This is a genomic window from Kitasatospora sp. NPDC059648, assembly GCF_042734825.1.
In the GTDB taxonomy this organism is placed as follows: Bacteria; Actinomycetota; Actinomycetes; order Streptomycetales; family Streptomycetaceae; genus Kitasatospora.
The window spans coordinates 68,936-85,754 of record NZ_JBHWDU010000030.1; the positions used below are offsets into that span (position 1 = coordinate 68,936).

At 73.7% G+C, this 16,819-nt stretch carries 19 protein-coding genes and 1 pseudogene; 8 read left to right on the plus strand and 12 right to left on the minus strand.

Going from position 1 to position 16,819, the window contains the following annotated elements; genetic code table 11:
* The first annotated feature begins 4 nt into the window (after window positions 1-4).
* Window positions 5-721, plus strand: a complete 717-nt coding sequence (locus ACFV1W_RS19720; RefSeq protein ID WP_380418172.1) for an HAD family hydrolase — start codon at window positions 5-7, stop codon at window positions 719-721.
* A gap of 515 nt (window positions 722-1,236) precedes the next feature.
* Here the strand turns inward: ACFV1W_RS19720 and ACFV1W_RS19725 are convergent.
* Both ACFV1W_RS19725 and ACFV1W_RS19730 read right to left on the minus strand, forming a co-directional pair.
* On the minus strand, window positions 1,237-2,034 hold the full coding sequence (locus ACFV1W_RS19725) for a maleylpyruvate isomerase family mycothiol-dependent enzyme (RefSeq protein ID WP_380418174.1): 798 nt from the start codon (window positions 2,032-2,034) through the stop codon (window positions 1,237-1,239).
* 419 nt (window positions 2,035-2,453) lie between these two features.
* The gene (locus ACFV1W_RS19730; RefSeq protein ID WP_380418176.1) at window positions 2,454-3,392 is read right to left on the minus strand and encodes an NADP-dependent oxidoreductase; all 939 of its coding nucleotides are present in this window, start codon (window positions 3,390-3,392) and stop codon (window positions 2,454-2,456) included.
* 123 nt (window positions 3,393-3,515) lie between these two features.
* Between ACFV1W_RS19730 and ACFV1W_RS19735 the strand changes: the two genes are divergently transcribed.
* On the plus strand, window positions 3,516-3,926 hold the full coding sequence (locus ACFV1W_RS19735) for a winged helix-turn-helix transcriptional regulator (RefSeq protein WP_380418178.1): 411 nt from the start codon (window positions 3,516-3,518) through the stop codon (window positions 3,924-3,926).
* Between the two features lie 290 nt (window positions 3,927-4,216).
* Here ACFV1W_RS19735 and ACFV1W_RS19740 read toward each other — a convergent pair whose 3' ends face one another.
* The 6 genes from ACFV1W_RS19740 to ACFV1W_RS19765 form a co-directional block, all read right to left on the minus strand.
* Window positions 4,217-4,450, minus strand: coding sequence for a hypothetical protein (locus tag ACFV1W_RS19740; RefSeq protein ID WP_380418180.1), 234 nt, complete (start codon window positions 4,448-4,450; stop codon window positions 4,217-4,219).
* Between the two features lie 82 nt (window positions 4,451-4,532).
* Window positions 4,533-5,057: an AAA family ATPase gene (locus ACFV1W_RS19745; protein WP_380418182.1), complete on the minus strand. Its 525-nt coding sequence runs from the start codon at window positions 5,055-5,057 to the stop codon at window positions 4,533-4,535.
* Between the two features lie 363 nt (window positions 5,058-5,420).
* Complete coding sequence (locus ACFV1W_RS19750) at window positions 5,421-6,020, minus strand: AAA family ATPase (RefSeq protein WP_380418184.1); 600 nt, start codon at window positions 6,018-6,020, stop codon at window positions 5,421-5,423.
* Window positions 6,021-6,043: 23 nt separating this feature from the next.
* The gene (locus ACFV1W_RS19755) at window positions 6,044-6,229 is read right to left on the minus strand and encodes a hypothetical protein (RefSeq protein WP_380418186.1); all 186 of its coding nucleotides are present in this window, start codon (window positions 6,227-6,229) and stop codon (window positions 6,044-6,046) included.
* Window positions 6,230-6,383: 154 nt separating this feature from the next.
* Window positions 6,384-6,911: a DUF6328 family protein gene (locus ACFV1W_RS19760; protein WP_380418188.1), complete on the minus strand. Its 528-nt coding sequence runs from the start codon at window positions 6,909-6,911 to the stop codon at window positions 6,384-6,386.
* 3 nt (window positions 6,912-6,914) lie between these two features.
* Window positions 6,915-7,472 carry a MarR family winged helix-turn-helix transcriptional regulator gene (locus ACFV1W_RS19765; RefSeq protein WP_380418190.1) on the minus strand — a complete coding sequence of 186 codons (558 nt, stop codon included), beginning with the start codon at window positions 7,470-7,472 and terminating at the stop codon, window positions 6,915-6,917.
* 48 nt (window positions 7,473-7,520) lie between these two features.
* Between ACFV1W_RS19765 and ACFV1W_RS19770 the strand changes: the two are divergent.
* The 5 genes and pseudogenes from ACFV1W_RS19770 to ACFV1W_RS19790 all read left to right on the plus strand — a co-directional run.
* Window positions 7,521-7,826 (plus strand): annotated as a pseudogene (locus ACFV1W_RS19770) (EamA family transporter); the annotation flags it as partial.
* 67 nt (window positions 7,827-7,893) lie between these two features.
* Window positions 7,894-8,454 (plus strand): DMT family transporter, encoded by a 561-nt coding sequence (locus tag ACFV1W_RS19775; protein ID WP_380418192.1) that lies wholly within the window; start codon window positions 7,894-7,896, stop codon window positions 8,452-8,454.
* Between the two features lie 79 nt (window positions 8,455-8,533).
* Window positions 8,534-9,055: a hemerythrin domain-containing protein gene (locus ACFV1W_RS19780; RefSeq protein ID WP_380418194.1), complete on the plus strand. Its 522-nt coding sequence runs from the start codon at window positions 8,534-8,536 to the stop codon at window positions 9,053-9,055.
* 432 nt (window positions 9,056-9,487) lie between these two features.
* Complete coding sequence (gene fusA, locus ACFV1W_RS19785; protein ID WP_380418195.1) at window positions 9,488-11,575, plus strand: elongation factor G; 2,088 nt, start codon at window positions 9,488-9,490, stop codon at window positions 11,573-11,575.
* Window positions 11,576-11,660: 85 nt separating this feature from the next.
* Entirely contained in the window at window positions 11,661-12,188 is a 528-nt protein-coding gene (locus tag ACFV1W_RS19790) for an AAA family ATPase (protein WP_380418197.1), read from the plus strand.
* 167 nt (window positions 12,189-12,355) lie between these two features.
* Here the strand turns inward: ACFV1W_RS19790 and ACFV1W_RS19795 are convergent, their stop codons facing one another.
* Window positions 12,356-13,027, minus strand: a complete 672-nt coding sequence (locus ACFV1W_RS19795; RefSeq protein WP_380418199.1) for a class I SAM-dependent methyltransferase — start codon at window positions 13,025-13,027, stop codon at window positions 12,356-12,358.
* A 283-nt stretch (window positions 13,028-13,310) separates the two neighbouring features.
* On the opposite strand from ACFV1W_RS19795, the gene ACFV1W_RS19800 reads away from it, so the two are divergent.
* Complete coding sequence (locus ACFV1W_RS19800) at window positions 13,311-14,207, plus strand: neutral zinc metallopeptidase (RefSeq protein ID WP_380418201.1); 897 nt, start codon at window positions 13,311-13,313, stop codon at window positions 14,205-14,207.
* A 129-nt stretch (window positions 14,208-14,336) separates the two neighbouring features.
* Here ACFV1W_RS19800 and ACFV1W_RS19805 read toward each other — a convergent pair whose 3' ends face one another.
* The 3 genes from ACFV1W_RS19805 to ACFV1W_RS19815 form a co-directional block, all read right to left on the minus strand.
* Window positions 14,337-14,783: a tetratricopeptide repeat protein gene (locus tag ACFV1W_RS19805; protein WP_380418203.1), complete on the minus strand. Its 447-nt coding sequence runs from the start codon at window positions 14,781-14,783 to the stop codon at window positions 14,337-14,339.
* 140 nt (window positions 14,784-14,923) lie between these two features.
* Window positions 14,924-15,166: a hypothetical protein gene (locus ACFV1W_RS19810; RefSeq protein WP_380418205.1), complete on the minus strand. Its 243-nt coding sequence runs from the start codon at window positions 15,164-15,166 to the stop codon at window positions 14,924-14,926.
* Window positions 15,167-16,130: 964 nt separating this feature from the next.
* Entirely contained in the window at window positions 16,131-16,496 is a 366-nt protein-coding gene (locus ACFV1W_RS19815) for a hypothetical protein (RefSeq protein WP_380418207.1), read from the minus strand.
* Window positions 16,497-16,819: the final 323 nt, after the last annotated feature.

Sequence of the window (16,819 nt, forward strand, 5' to 3'; positions counted from 1 at the left end):
GTCCATGCCGATCAGGGGCGTGCTCTTCGACGTCGACGACACCCTGTTCGACTACACGCACGCGGAGGAAGCGGGCATCCTCGCCCACCTGCGGGACCTCGGCCTCCTGAAGCGCCTGTCCTCCCCACAGGCGGCACTCACCCTGTGGCGCGACGTCATGGAGCACCAGTACGCCCGCTACCTCGCCGGGCAGCTCACCTTCCGCGGCCAGCAGCACGAACGCACCCGCCAGTTCCTCGCCCGGCTCGGCCACCACGGCGCCGAAGACCTCAGCGACGACCAGGCCGCCGCCTGGTTCGCCGGCTACGCCGCCCACCGCGACGCCGCCTGGGCCGCCTTCCCCGACGCCGGGCCCACCCTGCACCGGCTCGCCCCCCACTACCGGCTCGGCATCGTCTCCAACTCCGACACCGACCACCAGCGCCGCAAACTGCGCACCATCGGTCTGCTCGACCACTTCGGCGACGCCATCGTCTGCTCCGAGCAGCACGGCGAAGCCAAACCCGCCCCCAGCATCTTCCGCGCCGGCTGCGCCGCCCTGGGCCTGCCCCCGCACGAGGTCGCCTACGTCGGCGACAAGTACACCCTCGACGCCGAAGGCGCCCGCGACGCCGGCCTCCACGCCTTCTGGCTCGACCGCGCCGCCACCAACGCCCCCGTCGCCGACGGCATCCACGTCCTCCACCGCCTCACCACCCTGCCCCACGCCCTCACCCCGTGACCCCGGTGGGGGCCGTCACTCCCGCCGCCCCGCCCCACGTCCGCACAGAGGATGCCGGCCGGCCCGACTTCCCGTGCCCGTTGACGGGCAGGTGCCTCCCGGCCTGGCGCCCAGCTCGTCCGCAGGCAGGAGCACCGAGAGGTCCGGGCCGGTGTTGCTCCGGTGGGTCGGCCAGCGTCGCCCGCAGCTCCGCGAACGCGAGGCGGAGCATCGCGGCGCGCATCCCGGTGCCCGACCCCGGCAACGCCGTTGCTTCAGGCGGTCGCTGCGGTCGCCGTGCTGCGGGAGGACTCGGGCTTCTTCGAGCCGTGCCAGCGGCCGAACACGGCCGTGACCAACGGGTTCGGCGGGCCGGAGGCAACGGCACCGCCCTTTGGCCGACCGCCTCGGACGGCGGGACGCCGGTGGCGTGACCCGACGGATTCGGCTCTTCCCGTGGTGCCGGACGGCGCTGTCGAAGGACGCCCCGCCCGGCGGACGTGCTGCGAGCGCGGCCAACCGCCCCCCGCTACGTCCTAGTGCTCCGGCTCCCAGGCGCGGAGCAGGTCGAGCAGCCCTGAGTCTCCGTCAACATGCAGAGATTCGGCCGGAATACGGTCGTAGAAATAGAGGACCAACTCACTGGCCGTGCCGTGGACGGAGGCGCCGGCTGCGTCCGCGTCCTCACCGGTCGCGGCAGTGGGCGCGGGGATGCGGGTGGAGCGTGCGCCGTCGCCGTCGACCGTGAGGCGCCAGGAGCGCCCCTCGGCGGCGTGGAAGTCGAAGGTCGTGGGCTTGTGCGGCCAGGCGCTGCGCGTCGCGACGCAGGTGAACAGGAACTCCTCCACACCGTCGAGGGCCACCTCGACCGGCAGCGGCTGCGGGGCGCCCCCGGCGAGCTGGGCGTCGTACGTGTGCACCGCGCTCTCCTGGGCCCGGTGCCGGGCGACCCCGCCGGAGGTCCGCGGCGTCTGCAGGCCACTCCACCACGCCCAGCAACCGCTCTCCGGTCCTGCCTCGCGCAGGGCGTTCAGCAAAAGCTGCGTCGACGCGGCCAGCCAGGCCAGCAGGGCCTCACGCTCCCGCGGCACTTCCAGAGCGGCGCGCGCAGCGGCGGCCTCGGCCGGGGGACCGTCGGCAGGCCCCGCGCCGACGATGGCGGCCCAGAAACGGTCTCCCCCACCCAGGTGCTTCACCAGATCGAACAGCGTCCACTCGGGGCAGGTCGGCACCTGCGCGTCGAGACTGGGCGCGGCGGCGACCGCGGAGCGGAAGGCGGTCGACCGCTCATCGATCAGTCGCAGCAGGTCAGGGAACTCAAGATTCTTTTCCACGCCGGATGTCTATCACCGTGCTCCGGTGATCGGACAGCGATTTTTCACAGTCGCCGCCGGCCGGCCATTGCGGACGTCGTCGTCGCCTCCCACCGGCCGCCCGGCAGCACCGCGGGCTGGGTACGGAACTGCCGGACGCTGGTGACACATGGATCTCCGACTACGACGGAGTCATGCCATGCCCTTTTCGCCGTAACAGCAGCAGGACCGCCAGACCCGGCGACGCCTGGCGGTCCTGCGACACGCCGAGGAGGTCACCGGGGGAACGTCTCGCTGACCTGCCGGTACGACGGGATCAGCCGCAGCCATCCCGCTGGCGTCCGCCGGCAAGCCGGACAAGAAGCGCCTGCGCGGGGCGGTGTCGGCCCGCTGAACACGACGGCCCCCGGGCGGCGCGTCCGTGCGGGGCGGGCGGCCGGTCAGGGCACCAGCACCAGCCGCCCCCGCAACCCGCCCCGCGCCAGCCGCTCGTGCGCCCGCGCCGCGTCCTGAAGCGGCGCCGTGGCGGCCACGCGCAGGGTCAGCCGCCCGTCCGCCGCCAGCGCCGACAGCCGCGCCAGCGCCGCCCCGTCCGCAGCCACCCACACGTTCACCACCCGGATGCCGCGCAGGCCCACCGGCTCGCTGCCGCCCGCCAGCGCCGCGAACGCCCCGCGCCCGCGCACCGCACCGAGCGCCGCCACCCCCAGCCGGGCCGCGTCCACCGCACCGTCCACCCCGCCGGGCACCAACTCCCTCACGGCCGCCGCCACATCGGGCACCGTGCGCGGCACGAACCAGCGCGCGCCCAGCGCCCGTACCAGTTCCTCGTCCTCCTCGGCGGCCAGCGCCACCACCCGCAGTCCGCGCAGCGCCGCCAGCTCGACCGCGAAACCGCCCACCGCCCCCGCCGCGCCCGTCACCAGCACGGTGGCACCGGCGGGCAGCTCCAACAGGTCCAGGGCCTGCAGCGCGGTCAGGCCGTTCAGCGGCAGCGTCGCCGCCTGCACGGAGCCCACCCCGGCCGGGGCCGGAGCCAGCGCCTGCGCGTCCAGCACCACGAACTCCGCGTACCCGCCCAGGTCCACGTCCAGGCGATCCCGCAGCCCGACCACCCGCTGCCCCGGCGCGAACCCCTCCACTCCCGGCCCGACGGCGTCCACCACCCCGGCCACGTCCCAGCCGATGCCCGTCACCTCCCGCCGGCCCATCAGCCCCGCCTCGGCCAGCGCACCCGAGCGGGTCAGGGCGTCCACCGGGTTCACCCCCGCCGCCTCCACCCGCACCCGCACCCGCCCCGGGCCCGCCACCGGCCGCTTGACCTCCACCAGCTCCAGCGCCCCGGGCCCGCCGAAGTCCCGCACCACCACCGCGCGCATCGCACCCCACTCCTTCGCCAACGGCAACCCTTGCCAACACCGGCCAACCTAGAGAGAGTTGCTCTCCCACGGGAAGTACGCACCCCGAGGTGCGCAACCGACCCCAAGGAGAGGAGCGGGCCGATGCCCACCATGACCGCCGCCCAGCGCCGCGCCGCCGAACGGGCCGGCTACGACGCCTACCTCGCCCAGTGCCCGGCCCGTCAACTCCTCGACCGCATCGGCGACAAGTGGGTCACCCTCGTCGTCAACGCCCTCGCCGACGGACCCCAGCGCTACAGCGACCTGCGCCGGCGCCTGGCCGGGGTCAGCGAGAAGATGCTCACCCAGACCCTGCGCGCCCTGGAACGCGACGGCCTGCTGCACCGCACCGTCACCCCCACCGTCCCCGCCCGCGTCGACTACGCCCTCACCCCGCTGGGCCACGACCTGCTGCCGCTGGTGCGCTCGATCAAGACCTGGGCGGAAACCCATATGCCCCACGTCCTGGCCGCGCGCGCCGACTACGACCACCGCCTTACCGGCGGCCACTGACGCCGCTGGGAGGACGCCACCGGCACCGGCCGCAGCACCACCCGCACGGCAGGACCTCGGCCGCCGGCCCGGCCGCCGCAGTCCTCGCGGGCCTGCGCGCCCCCGACAGCCTGCCCTGCGGCGCCCCGAGGACACCCCGGTCTTCCCCGACCCCGGCGCCTGTCCCGGACCCCGACTACTGGGGTGCAGCCGCCGTGCCCGTTGTGCGCCGGGCTACGACTGGGACGGCGCGGAGTGGGCGGCACACCGCCTGACACCGCCGCACCGCGCCGTACCGCGCGGCGTCCGGGTCAGATCCGCGGGCCGTCGCCGCAGCGCACGCCCCAGCGGCCGGTGGGGGAGAAGGCCGTGCCGTCGGTGCGGGTCACGGTGAGGACCGTGCGCATGCCGTCGAACAGAATGCGGTCGCCCGGCGCGAGGAACAGCGGCTCGGTCAGTTCGCAGAAGTAGCCGAAGTCCGGCCCGAGGTCGTCGACCATCACGAACCGCGGGACCGGGGTGATGCCGTCGGTGATCACCTGCATGCCGGGATCGTCGCACGCCGGCGTGGCACGCCGCGACCGGGTTCTTGGGCGGTCAGCGGCGGTCAGCGGCGGTCAGCGGCGGTCAGCGGCGGGCGAAGGCGGCGATGTCCGCCAGCGGGGGGTCGTAGCCGTCGGTGGTGTCCACGCACAGGCGCGGCGCGCCCGCCACGGTCAGCGGGGTGAAGTCGTCCAGCAGGTTGCCCGCGCCGGGCGGGGCGGCGAGCAGGGCGCGGTCGCCGTGGGCGGCGCGGTGGCGGCCGGTGGCCAGGCGTTCGGCGATGCGGCGCCGGGCCAGGACGGGAGCCACCCGGCAGTGCACCACCCGCACGTCGGTGCGGGCCGCCAGCGGCTCCAGGCCGGGGCGCCAGAGCCGGTCCTGGTAGGCGGCCTCGGCGACCACGCTCACCCCGGCGCGCACCAGCACGCCCAGTACCTCGAAGAAGGCGTCGCGCACCGCCTCGTCGGGCGCGGGGCAGCGGGTGCCGGCGTGCAGCAGGCCCTCCTTGACCTCGTCGCGGCACACCGCGGGGCAGCCGACGGCGTCGGCGAGTGCGTGCGCCAGCGTCGTCTTGCCGCTGCCCGGACCGCCGCTCACCACGATCAGCACCGCTCGTCTCCCGTCCGACCCGCCTGGGCGCACCGCCTGTCGGGCCCTTTGTACCCGGAACCCGCGCCGGCCCGGGCCCGTCGTGCCCTGCGGACGGACGAATCGGTCCGAAAGGCGGCCGGTGGCCGTACGGGCCCGGACGCAGGGACCCATGGCCGGCACCGGGGCGGCCACCGCCACCCTGACCTGGGGCCCCGGCTCGGCGCCGGCCGCGGGCGCCGGACGACCCGGCCGGCGGTGCGAAGCGACCTGGGCACCGGGCTGGTCTCGGACACCGGGGACGCGCCCGTGCCGCAGCGGCCGGTACGGCCGTGCGGCCCGCCGGTGCCGGAGGTGCCCTTCCGGAGGTGCCGGTGCGGCGGTTCAGCCCCAGGCAGCGGCCAGGCGCTGCGGCAGGGTGTCGTAGGGCAGGCAGTCGACCACCGGCAGGCGGTGGGCGCGGGCCCGGGCGGCGAGCCAGTGGGAGTAGCGGGCGCTGACGGCGGCGCGCTCGCCCTGCACGCCGCCCTGCGGTTCGCGCCGGGCGTAGTTGGCGCTGATGCGGGCCGCGTCGCCCTCGTGGAGGAAGACCGCGCGAAGGCGCCGGCCGTGGGCGGCGGCCTCGGCGGCGGCGCGGGCGGCGGCGTGGGGGGTGAGGTAGTCGCCCTCGACGATGGCGGGCACGTCGACGCTCAGGCGGTTGCGCACGACGCCGAGCAGGGCCTCGTCCAGGGCGTGGGCGGTGGCGATCTGCAGTTCCAGCACCCGCTCGGTGTCCAGGTCCTGGGCCGGGGCGGCGGTGAAGTGGTGCAGACCGGGGTGGGTGGCCGGGGTGGTGGCGGCCTGCAGGGCGGCGACGACGTCGTCGAACTCCACCGTGAACGCGCCGTGCGCGGGGGCGAGGTGGGCGGCGGCGCGGCTCTTGCCGACGCCGGAGGCGCCGCCGATCAGCAGGACGTCCCAGGGGCGGTGGTCGGTGTGCATACGGTCACATTAACCGGGGGAGATCACCCGTCCGGGGAGCCACTGGCGCGGACCAGCGCCTTCGCGGCCAGCCGCTGCCGCGGGGGCACCAGTTGGGAGAGCAGGGCGTAGCGGCCTGCGCTGCCCCAGGTGTGCGGCACCGAGGACCCGGCCAGCGACGCGACGTACAGCACCGGGTGCAGCACCCCCGCCGCCCAGGCCACCGGCACGCAGCGCAGCAGCGCCGACGAGCGGTCCGCTCGGGCCCGGCGGTGCGATCTGGACGGTGAGCCGGGCCACGGCGACCGTGCTCATCCCGTCGCCGAGGTCGGAGGCTGCGGTCGAAGCGGGCTTGAGGTCGGCAGGAGCCGGGGGCGGGTGCGTTCAGGGCCTGTCGCGGGCGGCGCGGCGCAGGGCCCAGGGCAGGACGAACCAGAGGGCGGCGAAGATCAGGGCGAGGGCGGTGCTGATCGCGAGGGCCGCCGGCGCGCCGAGGACGACGTCCAGGACCAGGAGGACGGCGCCGGTCAGGGCGGTGGCGAGCAGCAGCAGGCCCCACTGGGCGACGCGGGCGGAGACCTCGACGATGCGGGCCTTGCCGGGGTGGTGGAACAGGCCGCGGTGCAGGGCGACGGGGGTGGCCAGGACGGCGGCGGCGATGACGGTCAGCAGCAGGGTGGCGACGTAGATGTCCTGCTGGGCGTCGGAGAGTTCGGCGAAGCGCGGGGTGAAGGCGACGCCGAGCAGGAACGCGAAGACGATCTGCACGCCGGTCTGCAGCACCCGCAGTTCCTGCAGCAGTTCCACCAGGCGCCGGTCGGCCCGCATCGCGGGGTTCTCCCACCCCGGGGGAGCAGGCAGGTGGGGACGGTCGGGGTCGTGGCCGGGGCCCGGCGGGGGAGGGGTGTCCATGCGTCATATTGTGCTGGGAGCGGCTCCTTCCAGGCGCCGCTGCCAGGCGGTGAGCAGCGCCTCCAGGGCGGCGGCCTCGCCGGGGTCCAGGTGGGCGAGCAGGCGGTGCTCGTTGCGCATGTGGGCGGTGAACGCCTCGTCGATCAGGCGCAGCCCCGCGTCGGTGAGGGCGACCACGCGCCCGCGCCGGTCGTCCTCGGCGGTGCGGCGGGTGACCAGGCCGGCGCGCTCCAGGCGGTCGATCCGCTTGGTCATCGCGCCGGTGGTGACCATGGTGTGCGCGGCGAGTTCCCCCGGGGCCCGCTCGTAGGGGGCGCCGGCGCGGCGCAGGGCGGCGAGCACGTCGAACTCGCCCTCGCTCAGCCCGTAGCGCTGGTAGACGAGGGTGAGCTCGGCGGTCAGGCGGGCGGCGAGGCGGTGCAGGCGCCCGATCACGGCCTGCGGGGAGACGTCGAGGTCGGGGCGCTCGCGGCGCCATGCGGCCTGGATCAGCGCGACGTGGTCGCCGCTGCCGTCGTCCGGGTGCTGGTGCTGGTGCTGGTGCTGGTGCTGGTGCTCCATGGGGCCATCCTATCGCCAGTAGCTTCCGGGGAAGCTATATTGCCTTCCATGGAAGCCAATGTGCGGTGGGTGCTCGTGACCGCCCTCGCCCCGATCGCCTGGGGCGCCAACTACTGGGTCACCCACGCCTGCCTCCCCGCCGACCGCCCGCTGTGGGGCGCCGCCCTGCGCGCCCTGCCCGCCGGACTGCTGCTGCTCGCCCTCGCCCGTCGTCGCCCCCACGGCCCCTGGTGGTGGCGCAGCGCCCTGCTCGGACTGCTCAACACCGCCGGGTTCTTCGTCCTGCTCTACCTCGCCTCCCAACTGCTGCCCACCAGCACCGCCGCCACCGTCATGGCCGCCTCCCCGCTGGCCATGCTGCTCGCCGCCCGGGTGCTGGCCGGGCAGCACCCGCGCCGCGCCCACCTGGCGGGGGGCGGTGGTGGGCCTGGCCGGCGTGGCCCTCGCCGTCCTCGGCACGGGCGGCGCGCTCGATCGAGCCGGATTGGCGGCCTCGGTGGGCGCGATGCTGGTCTCCTCCGTCGGCTACGTGCTCGCCGCCCGCTGGCGCGAGGGCGCCGACCCGCTGGCCGCCACCGCCTGGCAGCTGACCGCCGGCGCCCTGGTGCTGGTGCCGCTGGCCGCCGGCGTCGAGGGCGCGCCGCCGCCGCTGAACGGCCCCACCCTGCTCGCCTTCGGCTACGTCACCCTGGCCGCCACCGCCCTCGCCTTCGCCTGCTGGTTCACCGGGCTGCGGCACCTGCCCGCCGGCACCGTCGGCCTGCTCGGGCTGCTCAACCCGCTCACCGGCGTCCTGCTGGGCACCACGCTGGACGGCGACGAACTGGGGCCGCGCCAGGGGCTGGGGCTGGCGCTGGTGGCCGCCGGGATCCTGCTCGGCGCGCCCCGCAGCCCAACCCGCACCGGTGCCGACGCTCCCACCGGCGCACCGGCCGAGGGCACGGGCACGGGTGGGGGCTTGCCCGGCCGGCGCGTACCGTGATCGGATGGGCGCCGGCATCGCGTGCCGGTGGCGGACCGCGCCAGGCATGGAGGTGCCCGAACGAAGGGACCGCCCGCACGTGGCCTCCCCCAGCACCGGCCGCACGGCCGCCCTCAGCCTCCAACTCTCCCAAGCGCACAACGAACTGCGTCGCCGCCTGGCCGGCGTCCGCTCGGCCCTGGGCCGGCGCCAGGGCGCGGACGGCGAATCCCTGAGCGCCCACTGCCTCGCCTTCTGTGCCGCCCTGACCAATCATCATCAGGGCGAGGACGAGGGCCTGTTCACCGCCTTGTTGCGTGAACGCCCCGACCTCGCACCGACCGTTGCCCGACTCGTCGAGGACCACGGCCTGATCGCCGCCCTCCTCGCCCGGGTCCGCGACCTCGCCGACCAGGCCGCCGGGCGGGACGGGGCCGCCCTGGAGGCGATCGGTCGCGAACTCGACGGGCTGGCCGCCATCATGGAATCCCACTTCGGCTACGAGGAACGCGCCATCGGCGCCGCTCTGGACACCGCTCTGGACACCGAGGCGCCCGACGGACACGCCTGGATGCGTCCCGTGCTGCGCCTGCGCGCGCCGCAGGGGCCGCAGGAGCCGTAAAACCCTTCGCCGCGCCGGGCCCGGCCCGCCTACACTCACCACACGGCCGCCGCCCGAGGGCGCGGACGCGCCAACGACCGTACCGGCACGCGAGAGCACACAGAGAGGGGGCACGGCGGCCATGCCCGAGCACCGCGCCGCCGTCCCCTCTCCCGCGTCGCGGTACGAGGTGATCCTGGTGTCCCCGTCCTTCCGGTGCCCGCTGCGCGGCCGGCACCGGAGCAGCGCCGCCACCGCCTGACCGTCCGCCTTCCCGCGGTTCCTCGCGCCCCTTTTCGCGTTCCTCCGCGTCCCCTTCGCGTTGTTTCGCGTCCCTTCGCGCGGCACGGTCTCTTCCCGGGTTGCATATCTGACGATACGTCAGAACATCTGCGGTGCTGTTTCAATCGCGCGTCCACCCCGCAAGCACCGCCTCCGAAAGGCAACCGGGCCATGCGCACCGACACCACCACCACCCGTTCCGCCGCCGGCATCGCCGCCGTCCGCAACCTCGGCGTCCTCGCCCACGTCGACGCCGGCAAGACCACCGTCACCGAACGGATCCTCTACCTCACCGGCACCACCCACAAGCGCGGCGAAGTCCACACCGGTACCACCGTCACCGACTTCGACTCCCAGGAACGCGACCGCGGCATCACCATCTTCGCCGCCGCCGTCAGCTGTGCTTGGGCCGGACACCGGATCAACCTCATCGACACCCCCGGCCACGTCGACTTCGCCGACGAGGTCGAACGCTGCCTGCGCGTCCTGGACGGCGCCGTCGCCGTGTTCGACGCCGTCGCCGGCGTCGAGCCGCAGAGCGAATCGGTGTGGCGCCAGGCCGAACGCCACGGCGTGCCCCGTATCGCCTTCGTCAACAAGCTCGACCGCCCCGGCGCCGACCTCGACGCGGCCGTCGCCTCCATCCGCGCCCGCCTGCACCCCCACCCGCTCGCCGTCCAGCTGCCCATCGGCACCGAGGACGCCTTCACCGGCGTCGTCGACCTCGTCCACCACCGCGCCCTCACCTGGGACGACGACGGCACCCTCACCCAGGGCCCCGTCCCCGCCCACCTCGCCGACCGGGCAGCCGACCGCCGACGCGCCCTGGACGAGGCGGTGGCCGAACTCGACCCCCTCGCCCTGGAGGAGTACTGCACCCACGGCGCCCTCAGCCCCGCAACCCTCACCGCCGCCCTGCGCAGGCTCACTCGCAGCGGCAAGGCCGTGGTCGTCCTGGGCGGCTCCGCCTACCGCAACCGCGGCATCGAGCCACTGCTGGACGCAGCCGTCGCCTACCTGCCCTCCCCCCTGGACGCCGCGCCCGCACCGTCCGCCGACCCGGACGCACGGCGCGGCGCCGACCCCCGGCAGCCCCTCACCGCCCTGGCGTTCAAGGTGACCGCGGCCCCCACCGGCCGCCTCACCTACCTGCGCCTGTACACCGGCACCCTGCGCAAGGGCGACACCGTCCTGGACACCGCCACCGGCCGCCCGGAGCGCATCGCCCGCATCCTGCGCGTGATGGCCGACCGCCACACCGAGACCGACCACGCCCTGGCCGGCGACATCGTCGCCGTCATCGGCCCCAGGACCGCCCGCGTCGGTGCCACCCTGTGCGACCCCGACCACCCCGTCCTCCTGGAGGCACCCGTGAGCGCCGAACCCGTCGTCACCGTCGCCGTCGAAGCCCGCCGCGCCGCCGACACCGACAAGCTCACCGCCGCCCTCGCCCGCCTCACCGAGGAGGACCCCTCGCTGCGCCTGGCCACCGACCCCGACACCGGCCAGCGCACCCTGTCCGGACTGGGCGAACTCCACCTGGAGGTCGCCGTGGAGAAGGTACGCCGGGACACCGGCGTCGAAGCCGTGGTGGGGCGGCCCCGGGTCGCCCTGCGCGAAGCACTCCTCCAAGGCGTCACCGGCTTCACCCACCGGCACGCCAAACAGGACGGCGGCGCCGGCCAGTTCGCCCACCTCGTCCTCGACCTGGCACCCGCCGACGACGGCTTCACCTTCACCTCCACCGTCACCGGCGGACGGGTGCCACGCGAATACGTCCAGGCCGTCGAAGCCGGCTGCCGCGACGCCCTCACCGAGGGCCCGCTCGGCGGCCATCCCGTCACCGGCCTCGCCGTCACCCTCACCGACGGGGCCACCCACCCCAAGGACTCATCCGAACTCGCCTTCCGCACCGCCGCCCGCCTGGGCCTGCGCGAAGCGCTGCGCGCCTGCCGGCTGCACCTGCTGGAACCGCTCGCGGAGGTGACCGTCACCGTGCCCGAGGACACGCTGGGCACCGTACTGGGCGACCTGGCCGCCCGCCGCGCCACCGTCCAGACCACCACGACCGACCACGCCGGCCACAGCGGTACGGCCCGGGTCAGGGCACTGGTACCGCTGGCCGAGCTGTTCGGCTACGCGGGCCGCCTGCGCAGCCGTACCCAGGGCCGCGGCACCTTCACCACCCGCCCCGCCGGCTACGCACCGGCACCGGCATCGGGACCGGTGCCGGCGTCGGGACAGGTGTCGGCCGGCTGAGCCGCCGGCCCGGCCCTCCCCCTGCCACCGGGGAAGGGCCGGGCCCCGGCCTGCCCGGCGGCTCGCTTCTCGCCGCAGAGACGGCGTGTTTCGGCGCCAACGTGACTCCGTGACGCAGCGAACGAGCACGGTGGTGCTGATGTGTGGTCTTCCGGGAGCGGGCAAGACCACCTATGCGATGGAACTGGTGCGACGAGGTTACGTTCGGCTCTCGATCGACGAGGCGGTCTGGCAACGGCTCGGGCAGCGGGATGCCGGCCTGGTGCTGGAGACGGAGGCGTTCGACCAGCTCAAGGAGGAGATCCGCCGCCAGCATCGGCAGGAACTGGTCGAGCTGATGTTGGCCGGGCGCGACGTGGTGGTTGACTACAGCTTCTGGAGTCGCGCCGCCCGCGATGATTACAAGGCACTGGTTGACAGCCACGGCTGCCGCTGGGAACTGGTCCATCTCAAGGCCGAGCGGACGACGCTGGAGCGTCGCCTCGCGGTCCGGAACGGTGAAGAGGGCGCCAATTCCGTCACCGTGGATGAGAAGCTGTTCAACCGCTACGTGGCCAACTTCGAAGAGCCGAATGGAGAGGGCGAGCAGGTCTTCAGGCAGTCGTGGAGTTGAGGACCGGCGCACGATCCGTTGTAACTGCTGGTCCTCCTGGTCGGTCAATCGGCGCACCTTGACCGGCTCCGCCACCACGCCTCCCCCCATCAGATCGATGTCCGCCCCCATCCAACCGGTACAGGCGCTCCTGCCGCCGACCCGGCGAAGCTTCTCGGTCAGGGCAACTAGGCGGCGCGCAGGAGGAGGTGGCCGCGGCGGAAGCGTTCGTTGTCGCCGGGTTGGCGCAGCAGGCGGGCGGTCTCGGTGAAGCCGGCTTCGGTGGCGAGGGCGCAGAGGGTGTCCAGGGGCCAGCGGTAGGCGGTGGCCACCTTGTGGTCGAACGGGGTGACCGGGGCGCCCTCGGACTCGAAGAAGCCCAGCAGGGCGTACCCGCCCGGGGCCAGGACGCGGCGGAACTCGGCGAGACAGGACGGTACTTGCCCGGGCGGGGTGTGGATGAGCGAGTACCAGGACACCACGCCGCCCAGCGCGCCGTCGGCCGTCTCCAGGGCGGCCATCGTGCCGACCTCGAAGCGCACACCGGGGTAGGTGCGGCGGGCGATGGCGACCAGCGCGGGCGACAGGTCGACGCCGAAGGCGTCCAGGCCCGCCTCCCGCAGGGCGGCGGTCAGGTAGCCGGGTCCGCAGCCCAGGTCGGCCACCGGGGCGGGTCCGGCGGCGCGCACGAGGTCGGCGAAGGCGGTGACGAAGGAGCGGTCCAGCGGCAGGTCGGCCAGGCCGTCCTTGACGAGGTCGGCGTAGAGGTCGGCCACGGCGTCGTAGGCCTCGGCGGTGGCGGCCGGGTACGACGAGGACGGGGGCGGCGGGGGCGGCAGGGGTGACGTGGAATCAGGCACGGCTGACGACCCTAGACCACGACCGCCTGCCAGGGGCCGGCGGTCCCCGGCCGCCGCGCCAGGGTCCCCGCGCACGGCGTGTCCGCCAGGCCCCCGCACCTGCCCGTGACGCGGCGGCTGCGGCGAGTCAGGCCCCGCTGCCCGTAGGCTGGGCGGGCCACGGGCGGCACGAAACACCGCCAAAGCGACGAAGCGACACATCGACGATCCAGCACATCGACGATCCGGTACATCGGCACTCCGGTACATCGCCGGAACGGCGGGAAGCGGGCAGGGCAGGGGCATGCAGTTCGACGACCAGGGGGACCTGGACACCTCGCAGGTGGACGACCGGCGCGGCATCCCGGGCGGGAAGGTCGCCGTCGGGGGCGGGGCGGTGGGCCTGCTCGTGGTGCTGCTGGCGGTCGTACTCGGGGTCGACCCCCAGCTGCTGGGCGTTTCCTCCGGTGGCGGCAGCACGTCCTCCGGGGCGCGCACCGACGGCGAGGTTCAGCAGGCCTGCAAGAAGGGTACGGACGCCAACAAGCGCCAGGACTGCCGGATCACGGCCGTCACCAACAGCCTGCAGGAGTTCTGGGGCGCCGAACTGCCGCGCCGCACCAAGACGGCCTACAAGCCCGCCCAGACGGTGCTGTTCACCGACCGGGTCTCCACCGCGTGCGGCCCGGCGACCTCGGCGGTGGGCCCGTTCTACTGCCCCGGCGACCGGAAGGCCTACTTCGACCTCGGCTTCTTCGACGAGTTGTCCACCCGCTTCGGCGCCAAGGGCGGCCCGTTCGCCGAGTCCTACGTCGTCGCCCACGAGTACGGCCACCACCTGCAGACCCTGCTGGGCACGATGCAGAAGGTCGGCAACGACCGCCAGGGCGCCGACAGCGCCTCGGTGCGCCTGGAGCTGCAGGCCGACTGCTACGCCGGGGTGTGGGCCCACCACGCCACCACCACCCCGCAGGCCTCCACCGGCCGTCCGCTGATCGCAGCCCTGACCGACCAGGACATCGCCCAGGGCCTGGACGCGGCCGCGGCCGTCGGCGACGACCGGATCCAGCAGCAGGCCACCGGCAGGGTCAACCCGGAGGCCTGGACGCACGGCTCCGCCGACCAGCGCAAGGCCTGGTTCACCACCGGCTACCGCAGTGGCGACCTCGCCCGGTGCGACACCTTCTCCGGGAAGATCTAGTTGCTCTGCAGAAGTTCGTGGAGGGGTCAGGCCGGCAGGGTGTCGGGATGGAGGCCGAATTCCGGGCGTCCCTCATGGTTGCCGCCGGGTGGCCCGCGTCGGCCCCGGCGACTCGCCGACGGTGAGCCGTCAGGAGCCTGCGTTGCTGGAGTGGTCCAGATCCGCACGGGCCCGCAGGAACTCGAGATACTTGGGGTCGTCCTCTTCGAAGATTTCGGGCCCGCCAGCCATGTAGGCCCTGATCAGCTCATCCCCAGCTCGGTCGTGGTCGCCCAGCTCGAAGGTGGTCTGGCCCAGTCGAAGGTGGATGTACGGATTGCCGAGTCCGTCAGGGCACTGAACGGCGTTGTGGAAGCACTTGTAGGCCTTGTCGTGAACACCGCGCCGGAAGTGCACGTCTCCGATCGCGACGTAGATCCAGGTCGAGGCCGCCCAGCCACGGGGATCGCCCGGCAGCAGCCGGAGGGCTTCGATGTAGCGCAGCCTGGCCTCGTCGAACTCTCCCATTCCGGCCAGGGCATCACCCTCCTGACACAGGTCGGTGATCTCGGCATGGACCTCATCGGGCAGTTGCATGGCCGTCCCTGTCATGGCTCGGAGCTTCGCGCAATTGGGCTCCCGCAAAGCCTAGGTGATGCTGGCCGGCCGGTTTCGTGAAGGGCGTTGGTCAGATGGCCGGTGCGGTGAGGTAGAGGTCGCCCATGCAGTCGAGGGCTTCATCCGGAGAGCCGGCGGGTAGTCCGCTGGGCAGGATGCTGTCCTGGAAGTCCGGGGGCGCCAACGGCTTCCTCGACGTCGGCGACGGTCAGGCCGTCGACGCCTGGAGTCCGGGCTCCCCGGTTGCCCGCGACCCGGTCGAACGCCGCGATCAGCGTCGCCGGGTCGTGCACGAGGTTGAACAGGTCATCGAACCGGCGGCCGGAATCGGCCACCGCCCAACGGTGAAGCTTGGTCTGCATCTCCAGTACCCGGACCCGAGGGCCCGGAGCTCCGCTGTTCAGCGAGGCGTCTTCCGGCATTGCAGCTTCCTTCCCTTCTCGATACCGCTGCCGCCCTTCCCCAAGTGGCCGGCTCTCCCGGCCTCGGAGTACTACGGCGGCTCCGCCCCGTCCCCAACCGATCGGCGGTCGATGCGCCCAGCCCCGCCAGCCTGCTGGCAGCAGGAGGCGAGGCGAGGTTCGGGACGGTTCCCGTGTTCACTGTGGTTCGCTCGGTGGAGGAGGAGCCCGACTGTGTCCCTGCGGCATCGCCACGAGTACGCCGCAGGCTTTCCTCGTGGCCTCCCGGCCAGCTTTTGTAGACCGACCCAGGAGTTGTCAGATCACCCGAACGAGCGACCTGCATGCGCACCGTTTCCGGCCCTGATCCGCCAGGTTCGAGCCGGTGTCCCTTTAAGAGACGTAAAACGCCGGTTCCTCGCGTACTCCTCTCCACCACGCTCGCCGGACCCGCCCCATCTGGCAGTACTGGACACGTCCCGGCTTTGTCAGGGCCGCTCCCGCCCTCCCCGGCACCACCCGGATCAGGCTGCCCTCAGCTTCAACCCCACTGCTGCGACAGGGGATTAGTGCAGGTCTTCCACCTCCACTCGAACCAACAGCGCCTCACGGCGCAAACAAGATCAGCGACAGAGCCGTTAAACCTGACCGCGTACATGGCGTCAAGAAGTAGAAGTTGGCGGCAAGTGAGGTGGCCGTTGGGATCGCGGCTCGGTAGCGCCCGGGGCGGCTGGGGGTGATGGCGTAGTGGCGGCCGGCGGCGCTGTGGGAGTTGGCGGTGTGTGGGTTCACGGTCGGGGCCGTGGGTGAGTGTTGTCGGTGGGTTTCGGTTTCGGGGTGGTGGGGTGTCGGGTGTCGTGGGGTGGGTGGGGCGCCCGCCCCTTGCCTTGATGGGGTGGGCGCCCGGGTGGTGGGCGGTGGGTGGTCAGGGGCGGTCGAGGGTGATGGAGTTGATCGGGTCGAGGTTGTAGTAGACGCCGTTCTGGGCCGGGATGTCGTAGACGCAGTTGCCGCCGCCGGAGTTCTGGCACAGGTGGGCGTGGGCGCCGCTGGACTGGTTGTTGAGGACCCAGTGGTTGCCGTACTGGCCGCTCAGGTTGTGGGCGCCGTAGCTCCAGTACACGGCGCTGGGGGAGGAGGCGGGGTTCTGGTTCTGCGGGTAGACGCACACGGCGCCGTAGGGGCAGCCCGCCCACGAGCCGTCGGCGGCGCCGGCGCTGCCGGTGCCCGCGGTGGTCAGCGCGGCGGCGGCCACTGCGAGGGCGGCCAGGGCACGGGTGGTCCTGCGCATGGGTGGTTCTCCCTTGCTGGATTGCGGCGGTCCGGCCAGGAGGCCGGACCCGGTGCTCGCCAGCGTAGGAACGCGGGGCCGGCTGCGGTCCCTGACATCCGACAGGGGCGCGTCGCCGTGCTCCGGGCGCCGGTGCGTGGTAGCAGGGGGGTGCGGCGGTTGAGGTGGTGTCACGGTCCCGTCCCGGTCGTGTACGCACGGTTGTGATGCTGCGCATGCCACCGGCCGCAGGGCCGTCCTGCGGTGTGTCCGCAGCGGTTGACGCGTACCGCGATCGGGAGCCGTCATGTCCGTCCGCCACCGCCGCCCGCCACGGCGCCCGA

Excerpts from the sequence above, each read along its gene's own strand:
- ACFV1W_RS19800 (WP_380418201.1), top strand. The coding sequence starts at position 13,311 with ATGCAGTTCGACGACCAGGGGGACCTGGACACCTCGCAGGTGGACGAC.
- ACFV1W_RS19740 (WP_380418180.1), bottom strand. The coding sequence starts at position 4,450 with ATGCAGGTGATCACCGACGGCATCACCCCGGTCCCGCGGTTCGTGATG.
- ACFV1W_RS19720 (WP_380418172.1), top strand. The coding sequence starts at position 5 with ATGCCGATCAGGGGCGTGCTCTTCGACGTCGACGACACCCTGTTCGAC.
- ACFV1W_RS19760 (WP_380418188.1), bottom strand. The coding sequence starts at position 6,911 with ATGGACACCCCTCCCCCGCCGGGCCCCGGCCACGACCCCGACCGTCCC.
- fusA (WP_380418195.1), top strand. The coding sequence starts at position 9,488 with ATGCGCACCGACACCACCACCACCCGTTCCGCCGCCGGCATCGCCGCC.
- ACFV1W_RS19765 (WP_380418190.1), bottom strand. The coding sequence starts at position 7,472 with ATGGAGCACCAGCACCAGCACCAGCACCAGCACCAGCACCCGGACGAC.
- ACFV1W_RS19730 (WP_380418176.1), bottom strand. The coding sequence starts at position 3,392 with ATGCGCGCGGTGGTGGTGCGGGACTTCGGCGGGCCCGGGGCGCTGGAG.
- ACFV1W_RS19735 (WP_380418178.1), top strand. The coding sequence starts at position 3,516 with ATGCCCACCATGACCGCCGCCCAGCGCCGCGCCGCCGAACGGGCCGGC.
- ACFV1W_RS19810 (WP_380418205.1), bottom strand. The coding sequence starts at position 15,166 with ATGCAGACCAAGCTTCACCGTTGGGCGGTGGCCGATTCCGGCCGCCGG.
- ACFV1W_RS19815 (WP_380418207.1), bottom strand. The coding sequence starts at position 16,496 with ATGCGCAGGACCACCCGTGCCCTGGCCGCCCTCGCAGTGGCCGCCGCC.
- ACFV1W_RS19805 (WP_380418203.1), bottom strand. The coding sequence starts at position 14,783 with ATGCAACTGCCCGATGAGGTCCATGCCGAGATCACCGACCTGTGTCAG.
- ACFV1W_RS19750 (WP_380418184.1), bottom strand. The coding sequence starts at position 6,020 with ATGCACACCGACCACCGCCCCTGGGACGTCCTGCTGATCGGCGGCGCC.